Origin of the sequence: Mesorhizobium sp. B1-1-5 (assembly GCF_006443065.1) — a bacterium.
Taxonomy (GTDB): domain Bacteria; phylum Pseudomonadota; class Alphaproteobacteria; order Rhizobiales; family Rhizobiaceae; genus Mesorhizobium.
On record NZ_VFWS01000175.1, the window covers coordinates 1 to 8130 of the forward strand.

The 8130-nt window shown below is 64.1% G+C and carries 11 protein-coding genes; 5 read left to right on the forward strand and 6 right to left on the reverse strand.

Annotation, left to right across the window (positions count from 1 at the left end):
* The 5 genes from urtB to FJ980_RS28340 all read left to right on the forward strand — a co-directional run.
* Window positions 1-894: urea ABC transporter permease subunit UrtB (gene urtB, locus FJ980_RS28320; protein WP_140546954.1), on the forward strand; the 894-nt coding region annotated here is incomplete at its 5' end.
* The gene (gene urtC / locus FJ980_RS28325; protein ID WP_140546955.1) at window positions 891-2114 is read left to right on the forward strand and encodes an urea ABC transporter permease subunit UrtC; all 1224 of its coding nucleotides are present in this window, start codon (window positions 891-893) and stop codon (window positions 2112-2114) included. The genes urtB and urtC, both read left to right, overlap by 4 nt.
* A gap of 6 nt (window positions 2115-2120) precedes the next feature.
* The gene (gene urtD / locus FJ980_RS28330) at window positions 2121-2867 is read left to right on the forward strand and encodes an urea ABC transporter ATP-binding protein UrtD (protein WP_140546956.1); all 747 of its coding nucleotides are present in this window, start codon (window positions 2121-2123) and stop codon (window positions 2865-2867) included.
* Window positions 2868-2937: 70 nt separating this feature from the next.
* Window positions 2938-3633 carry an urea ABC transporter ATP-binding subunit UrtE gene (urtE, locus tag FJ980_RS28335; protein WP_140546957.1) on the forward strand — a complete coding sequence of 232 codons (696 nt, stop codon included), beginning with the start codon at window positions 2938-2940 and terminating at the stop codon, window positions 3631-3633.
* Between the two features lie 265 nt (window positions 3634-3898).
* Window positions 3899-4075 carry a hypothetical protein gene (locus FJ980_RS28340; RefSeq protein WP_095765283.1) on the forward strand — a complete coding sequence of 59 codons (177 nt, stop codon included), beginning with the start codon at window positions 3899-3901 and terminating at the stop codon, window positions 4073-4075.
* A 23-nt stretch (window positions 4076-4098) separates the two neighbouring features.
* Here the strand turns inward: FJ980_RS28340 and FJ980_RS28345 are convergent, their stop codons facing one another.
* The 6 genes from FJ980_RS28345 to FJ980_RS28370 all read right to left on the reverse strand — a co-directional run.
* Window positions 4099-5244 (reverse strand): GGDEF domain-containing protein, encoded by a 1146-nt coding sequence (locus FJ980_RS28345; protein ID WP_140546958.1) that lies wholly within the window; start codon window positions 5242-5244, stop codon window positions 4099-4101.
* 112 nt (window positions 5245-5356) lie between these two features.
* Window positions 5357-5614: a hypothetical protein gene (locus FJ980_RS28350; RefSeq protein ID WP_140546959.1), complete on the reverse strand. Its 258-nt coding sequence runs from the start codon at window positions 5612-5614 to the stop codon at window positions 5357-5359.
* 142 nt (window positions 5615-5756) lie between these two features.
* Window positions 5757-6563, reverse strand: coding sequence for a DUF72 domain-containing protein (locus FJ980_RS28355; RefSeq protein ID WP_140546960.1), 807 nt, complete (start codon window positions 6561-6563; stop codon window positions 5757-5759).
* A 27-nt stretch (window positions 6564-6590) separates the two neighbouring features.
* Window positions 6591-7049: a GNAT family N-acetyltransferase gene (locus tag FJ980_RS28360; RefSeq protein WP_140546961.1), complete on the reverse strand. Its 459-nt coding sequence runs from the start codon at window positions 7047-7049 to the stop codon at window positions 6591-6593.
* Window positions 7046-7453, reverse strand: a complete 408-nt coding sequence (locus FJ980_RS28365) for a DUF302 domain-containing protein (RefSeq protein WP_181181325.1) — start codon at window positions 7451-7453, stop codon at window positions 7046-7048. The genes FJ980_RS28360 and FJ980_RS28365 overlap by 4 nt, the downstream gene beginning before the upstream one ends.
* Window positions 7453-8130 (reverse strand): ATP-binding cassette domain-containing protein (locus tag FJ980_RS28370; protein WP_140546963.1); only part of this gene is annotated, 678 nt, incomplete at its 5' end. The genes FJ980_RS28365 and FJ980_RS28370, both read right to left, overlap by 1 nt.

Here is an 8130-nt window from a genome sequence, read left to right on the forward strand (position 1 = left end):
GCCGGCCAGAACATCTGGTACGGCATTTCGCTGGGATCGGTGCTGCTGCTTGCGGCGATCGGGCTTGCCATCACCTTCGGCGTCATGGGCGTCATCAACATGGCGCATGGCGAGATGGTGATGCTCGGCGCTTACACCACCTTCGTCGTCCAGCAAGTCATCCGCACCTCGTTCCCCAGCCTGTTCGACTGGTCGCTGGTGATCGCGCTGCCGCTCGCCTTCCTTGTCGCGGGGCTGGTCGGCCTTGCAATCGAACGCGGCATCATCCGCTTCCTCTATGGCCGCCCGCTGGAAACGCTTCTGGCCACCTGGGGCGTCTCGCTGGTCCTGCAGCAGGCGGTGCGCACCATCTTCGGGCCGACCAACCAGGAGGTCGGCAATCCGTCCTGGATGTCGGGTTCGTTCGATGTCGGCCAGCTGGCCATCACCTGGAACCGGCTGTGGATCCTGGTGTTCGCGCTCGCCGTGTTCGGTGTGCTGCTCTACGTCATGAAGCGCACGGCCTGGGGGCTGCAGATGCGCGCCGTCACCGCCAACCGGCGCATGGCTGCCTCGATGGGCATCAGGACGCCATGGGTCGACGCGCTGACCTTTGCGTTAGGCTCGGGCATCGCCGGGATCGCGGGCGTGGCGCTCAGCCAGATCGACAATGTCTCGCCCAATCTCGGCCGCGGCTACATCATCGACAGTTTCATGGTCGTGGTCTTCGGCGGCGTCGGCAATCTGTGGGGGACGCTGGTCGGCGCCTTCTCGCTCGGCATCGTCAACAAGTTCCTCGAGCCCTATGCCGGCGCGGTGCTCGGCAAGATCGTCGTCCTGGTGCTGATCATCCTGTTCATCCAGAAGCGCCCGCGCGGCCTGTTCGCGCTGAAGGGCAGGGCGGTGGAAGCATGATCGCGCAGCGCTTCCTTTCCGCCGATCGCCGCATCGGCATTGCCATCTTCGTCCTGCTGGCCGCCGCGATCATCGTGCCCCTGCTCAACCTGGCGGTCTCGCCGCAAAGCGCCTTCCACATCCCGCCTTACATCGTGGCGTTGGTTGGCAAATATCTCTGCTACGCGCTGCTCGCGCTCGCGCTCGACCTAGTCTGGGGCTATTGCGGCATCCTCTCGCTCGGCCACGGCGCCTTTTTCGCGCTCGGCGGCTATGCGATGGGCATGTATCTGATGCGCCAGATCGGTTCGCGCGGCGTCTACGGCAATCCGATCCTGCCGGACTTCATGGTGTTCCTGAACTATAAGCAGCTGCCTTGGTTCTGGTACGGCTTCGATCATTTCTGGTTCGCGGCGCTCATGGTGCTGGCCGTACCCGGCCTGCTCGCCTTCGTCTTCGGCTGGTTCGCCTTCCGCAGCCGCGTCACCGGCGTCTATCTTTCGATCATCACCCAGGCGATGACTTATGCGCTGCTGCTCGCCTTCTTCCGCAACGACATGGGCTTCGGCGGCAACAACGGCCTGACCGATTTCAAGGATATACTCGGCTTCAGCGTGCAGGCCGACGCCACGCGCTCGGGCCTGTTTGCGGCCAGCGCCGTGACGCTGGCGCTTGCCGTCTTCGTCACCGCTGCAATCGTGCGCTCCAAATACGGCAAGCTCCTGATGGCGGTGCGCGACGCCGAAAGCCGCACCCGTTTCCTCGGCTGGCGGGCCGAGAACGTCAAGCTGTTCGCCTTCACGGTCTCGGCCATCATGGCCGGCATCGCCGGCGCGCTCTACGTGCCGCAGGTCGGCATCATCAATCCCGGCGAATTCGAGCCGTCCAACTCGATCGAAGTGGTGATCTGGACCGCTGTCGGCGGGCGCGGCACCATTATCGGCCCGATCCTCGGCGCGCTCCTCGTCAACGCCGGCAAATCCTGGTTCACGGGCGTGCTGCCGGAATTCTGGCTGTTCGCGCTTGGCGGGCTGTTCGTCGCCGTCACCCTGCTTTTGCCCAAGGGCATCGTCGGCATGTGGGACGGCTGGCGCGGCAGGGCGACGGCGCTGCGAGCGGCCTCGCTTGCGGCGGAGGCCGGCGCCGATCCGCAGGCGCCGGAGCCGAAGATCGTGCGCTCGGCGGCGACGATGCCCGGCGCCTGGTCTGCCAGCGGCGCCGAGCCGCAGCCGGCGGAGTGAACGATCATGAGCAAGTCGAACACCATCCTTTATCTCGACGGCGTCTCGGTTTCCTTCGATGGCTTTCGCGCCATCAACAGGCTGTCGCTGGTGCTCGACAAGGGCGAGATGCGCGCCATCATCGGACCGAACGGCGCCGGCAAGACGACGATGATGGATATCGTCACCGGCAAGACGCGGCCGGACGAGGGCGAAGTGTTCTTCGACGGCGAGGTCGATCTCACCCGGCACGACGAGGCCGAGATCGCCATGATGGGCATCGGGCGCAAGTTCCAGAAGCCGACGGTCTTCGAGAGCCACAGCGTCGAGGACAATCTCATGCTGGCGCTAAAAGGGCCGCGCTCGATCTTCCCCGCGCTGTTCCATCGCCGTTCGGCGGCCGAGACGCGGCGCATCGACGATATCCTTGGCATCATCCGTCTCGGCGACAAGCGCGGCGAGCTCGCCGCCAACCTCAGCCATGGCCAGAAGCAATGGCTGGAGATCGGCATGCTCCTGGCGCAGGACCCAAAGCTTTTGCTCGTCGATGAGCCGGTCGCCGGCATGACCGATGCCGAGACCGAGGAGACCGCGCGGCTGCTCAAGGATATTGCCCGCGACCATTCGGTGATCGTCGTCGAGCACGACATGCATTTCGTGCGCGAGCTCGGCGTCAAGGTCACCTGCCTGCACGAGGGCTCGGTGCTGTCGGAAGGCACGCTCGATTTCGTTTCGTCCGACGAGCGCGTCGTCGAAGTCTATCTGGGGCGGTGAGCATGGTCTGGCGGGTTCCCTTCCACCGTTTCGATTTCGCTCTCCTGAAGCGCTGGAGAAGGGGCTGATCATGCTCGAGGTCTCCAATGCCACGCTGCATTACGGCGCCGCCCAAGCGCTGCGCGGCGTTTCGCTGAAAGCCGGCGCCGGCAAGATCACCTGCGTGCTCGGCCGCAACGGCGTCGGCAAGACCAGTTTGATGAGATCGATCGTCGGCCATCACCGGCTGACGAGCGGAAGCGTTGCCTTCGAGGGGAAGGCGCTCGACCGGAGCGCGGCGTATGACCGCGCCCGGTCGGGCATCGCATTCGTGCCGCAGGGCAGGGAAGTCTTTCCGCTGCTGACGGTGCGTGAAAATCTGGAGTCCGGCTTCGCGCCGCTGCCGCGCGCCGACCGCAACATTCCGGCCTATGTCTTCGAGCTGTTTCCGGTGCTGAAGCAGATGCTGTCGCGGCGCGGCGGCGACCTGTCCGGCGGCCAGCAGCAGCAGCTCGCCATCGGGCGCGCGCTGGTGATGCGGCCCAAGCTCCTGGTGCTCGACGAGCCGACCGAAGGCATCCAGCCCTCGATCATCAAGGATATCGGCCGCGCCATCCGGTATCTCCGCGACCAGGCGGGGATTGCCGTGCTTCTGGTCGAGCAATATCTCGACTTCTGCCGGGAACTTGCCGACGAGGTCAACATCATGGATCGGGGCCAGATCGTGCATACCGGTCCCGCGGAAGACCTCGACCGGGCGGATGTGCGGAAGTTTCTGACAGTCTAAAATCGTTTGCTCGACTTCGGTCGACATCGCGAGGCGGCAGCAACCCCAGTATTTCTCTCCGCTGGCCAGGCCCAGCTCTGGCGCGTTGAATACCGCATGCTAGTCTTTTCTTGGCCTTGGTGAGTCGGCCGCTTTCCGTATCAGTCGCGAATGAGGGGGAAGGCGCGGATTCCGCCCGCAAGTTCCACGCAAGCCAATCCACCTAGCTTTCCCCGCAGTGATTGTCGGTCAATGCGTCCAAAAAGAATCTTGCCAGGGGACGGCGATGGAACGTTTTGTCGAGGACTACCAAAAGCGGCGCCTCACCGAGCGCGTCGACATCATGACCGCGATCAACATCCTGATGTCGCAAGGCTATGACGAAGATCATCTCCTGGATGAGATCACCAAGGTTTTCTACGTCGATCTCGACGCCTTCAACGAAGTGATCTCACATCATTGAGAGTTTGCACGCGGCGGTAAAACTCAGCCGGCGCGGCGAAAATCCAGGACGCGGTTGCGGCCGCCGCGCTTGGCGGCATAGAGCGCCTTGTCGGCGGCGCTGAGCACTTTGTCGAAGCTCATGCCATCCGTGCTGCCAAATGCGAAGCCGGCGCTGACCGTGCAGCGCAGCGGTCCGGTCTCGGTCTCGACCGTGCGCCCGGCGAACGCGGCCCGGACGCGTTCGGCCGTCGCCTCGGCCGTCTCGGGCAAGGTGCGCTTCAACACCATGGCGAATTCCTCGCCACCCATGCGGGCGACGGAGTCGCTCGGGCGCAGGTCGGCGGAGAGCACTTCGGCAAAAACCTTCAACACTTCGTCTCCCGCGGCGTGACCGTACTGGTCGTTGATCGCCTTGAAGCCGTCGAGATCAAAAACCACGACAGCCGTGAAGGCACCGACCGGTATCTTGCCGTGCAGGTCGAAGAGGGCACGGCGGTTGAGAAGGCCGGTCAAGGCATCGGTGTGCGCTTCGCGCCGATGGTGGCGCGCGAGCCGCCCCTGGTTGAGCGCCAGCGACAATGCGCCGATACCGGTCATGGAGGCGATGACGATGACGAGGCTCAGATCCTCAGCCCAATTGCTCGGCGCGTGGCCGAGAACCAGCCTGCCGTCCCATGCCAGCACGGCGGCGCACAGCACGAAGGACACAGCGGTCAGCGAATAGAGCAGCGCTACGCCGATGAGATGGACGGGCGCCTCCGCGCGACCGCGCCAATATTGATATGCGGTGCCGAACAGCAACAGCGCGGCCAGAGCGTTTTCCAGCATGAAGCCCAGCCCGTCATAGCCGAGCGCCATGGGCGGCAGCGCGAGAGCATAGGACATGCTGACGCCAAGCGCGATGAGCGGCAAGGGCGAGCGGCTGGTCCTGAACTGGTGGGCAGCGCCCAGCATGACCGAGAAGCCGAGCAAGAGCAGCGCCAACGTCAGCACGCCAAGGGCCGTTCCGGGTCTCTCGATGTATGCCTCGTAGACAAAGACTTCGGCCACCACGACCAGCACGCTAATCGCCCAGGTCAGCAGGAACTTGTCGGAACGGGCGGTCAGCCATGTCCCGAACAGCGTGAGGCCGAGGCAAGCGGCCGAAAAGCCGACGGCAAGCAGCAATGAATTGTAGTCGAGCAGCATTCACGCGTCCTTGCCGGCGCCGGGCTTCTGCAACCTGACGTAGATGCATTAGTGCAGCAAGGAAGTATCGATTACGTTACGATAGCGGTGAAGATGCCATCATTCCGCGGCGTCAGAGGACCGCCACCAACAACAGCAGGATGATGCCGACGCCCATCATCAGCAGACCTGGCCAGTTCTGTGAAAGGCCGAGGAAACCGAGGCCGCGCCGGCGTGGCTCAAGCGTCGGGCCAGGCGTTGTAAGGTTTGGCATCGGGCGATCCGAGGCTGCAGGTGCCGGATCGCTGAGTTTCCCGCGCCTGAGGACCGCGCCTGCCATGTACACGATGCCGGCGACAATGAGCAATGCCCCGATGAGGATGACAGCCATATCACCTCGCTTTCTTCGGGCTCCCCCGATACCGGAGCCTGGGCCATTGTTCCGCGAAAGCTCAACCGCTGTGAAAACCGGCTCCCGGCGAGAAAGACAAAACGGTCAAGATGCCTCGTAAGTTCCGACGGAGCTCGCCCCTTCAATCGGTCACCCGCTTCATCAGCGCCATGGCGCCGAAAGGTGCGCGCACCTTGCCTTCGGTGATGAAGTAGGCGAACACGTCGCGCGGCTTGACCGGCGCATCGGTCTTGGGATCGGCGCGCGGCAGGTCGGCGGGTTGCTTGCCATGCGCCCATGTCTTCACGCGTCCCGCCCATTCGTCCAGGCCTTTCGGCGTGTAGCAGTCGGGGTTGTCGTCGCTGCCGGTCTGCAGCCGCGCATAGACGAAGTCGCCGGTTATATCGGCGATCGCCGGATATTTTGCGTGGTCGGCATAGACGATCGCGGCGTTGTATTTTCGGGCGAGCGCCGGGAATTCGGGCACAACAAAACTGTCGTGCCGCACTTCGACTGCGTGACGCAGAGGCACGCCGTCCTGCTTTTCAGGCAGCAGTTTCAGGAAAGCTTCGAAATCGTCCGCGTCGAATTTCTTGGTCGGCGCGAACTGCCACAGAATCGGGCCGAGCTTCTCGCCGAGCGCGGCGACGCCGGAGCCGAGAAAGCGCATCATCGATTCGCCCGCTTCGCCGAGCACGCGGCGGTTGGTGACGAAGCGGTTGCCCTTCAGCGAATAGACGAAGCCGTCAGGGGCCTCTTTCGCCCACTTGACGAAAGTCGGTTCCTTGAAGCTGGAATAATAGGTGCCGTTGACCTCGATGCTCGGCACCTGCCGGGTGGCGTAGTGCAGCTGCTTGGCCTTGGCGAGCTTCTCCGGATAGAAGGAAGTATCCCAAGGCTCGAAAGTCCAGCCGCCCATGCCGGCGCGGATTGTTCCTTGGGCAGTCATCGTCTTCCTCCTCCGTTCAAAATGTGGTTAGGCCGCCTCGTCGACCGGCTTCACCATATCGACCAGGGTCCATCCTGGCCGGTATGGATTGGCGCGGCGACCCGTTTCGCGATAGCCGTAGGCCGCATAGAGCGCGATGTTCCGCTCCATGCGCGAATTGGTGTAGAGCCGCACCTCCGGCACGCCCCATGACCGCGCCTGCTGATCGGCGAAGTTCAGCAATCCGATCCCGAGCTTCCTGCCTTGGAAAGCCGGCGCGACGGCGACGCTGAAGATCATGGCGTGGTCGGGATGACGTTCGAGGACGATCAGTCCTCCAAGGTCGGCGCCTTCTTCCAGCAGCCAGACCTCGCCGCGCTCGATCCGCGGTATGTAATCCTCGGTGACCGGGACCGGCGGCCCGCCGAAGATGGGCGTGTAAGGCGCATAGGCATCCGCAGTCAGCGCGACGACGGCGGCGAGATCGTCGAGGCGGGCCAGTCTCATGATTGGTCTACTCCGGCAGCGGCCGCGACAACCTTCTGCATCCCGGCAGCTATGGCTGCGACGGCGTCGCGGCTTGCATCGCCGAGGCCGTGGCGCTCTGCCAGCCAGTGTGGGTTGTTGTAGGACAGCCAGACCTTGCCTTGCTCGTCCTCCCAGGCCAGCGCCTTGATCGGCAGGTCGATGCCCGCAAGCTGCCGGCCCTGCATCAAGGGTGTGCCACCCTTCGGATGGCCGAAGATCAGCAATTCGGTTGGACGAAGCACGGCACCGATCTCGCGCGCGCCGGCGGCATGGTCGATGCGGGCGAAAACCCGCAGTCCGGCGCCTGTGACGGTCTCGGCCAGACGGTCGATGGTCTCGGTCACGCCGAAACGGCTTTCGACGGAGACGAGACCGTTTGCCATCACTCCGCCGCTTCGCGTTTGCCCCCGGGGCGCCGCTCCAGCAGCTCCTTGAGGAACTGGCCTGTGTAGCTGCGCTTCTCGCGTACGATCGCTTCCGGCGTGCCCGACGCGACCAGCTCGCCGCCGCCGTCGCCGCCTTCGGGGCCGAGGTCCAGCACCCAGTCGGCGGTCTTGATCACTTCGAGATTGTGCTCGATCACCACCACCGTGTTGCCCTGGTCGACCAACTCGTGCAGCACTTCGAGCAGCTTGGCGACATCGTGGAAGTGCAGACCGGTGGTCGGCTCGTCGAGGATGTAGAGCGTCTTGCCGGTCGCCTTGCGCGACAGTTCCTTGGCGAGCTTGATGCGCTGCGCCTCGCCGCCCGACAAAGTCGTCGCCTGCTGGCCGATATGGATGTAGCCGAGGCCGACCTGCTTCAGCGTCTCCAGCTTGTCGCGCACGCCCGGCACCGCCGAGAAGAAGTCGACGCCTTCCTCGACCGTCATGTCGAGCACGTCGGCGATCGACTTGCCCTTGAACAGCACGTCGAGCGTCTCGCGATTGTAGCGCTTGCCGTGGCAGACGTCGCAGGTGACGTAGACATCGGGCAGGAAGTGCATCTCGATCTTGATGACGCCGTCGCCCTGGCAGGCCTCGCAGCGGCCGCCCTTGACGTTGAAGGAGAAGCGGCCCGG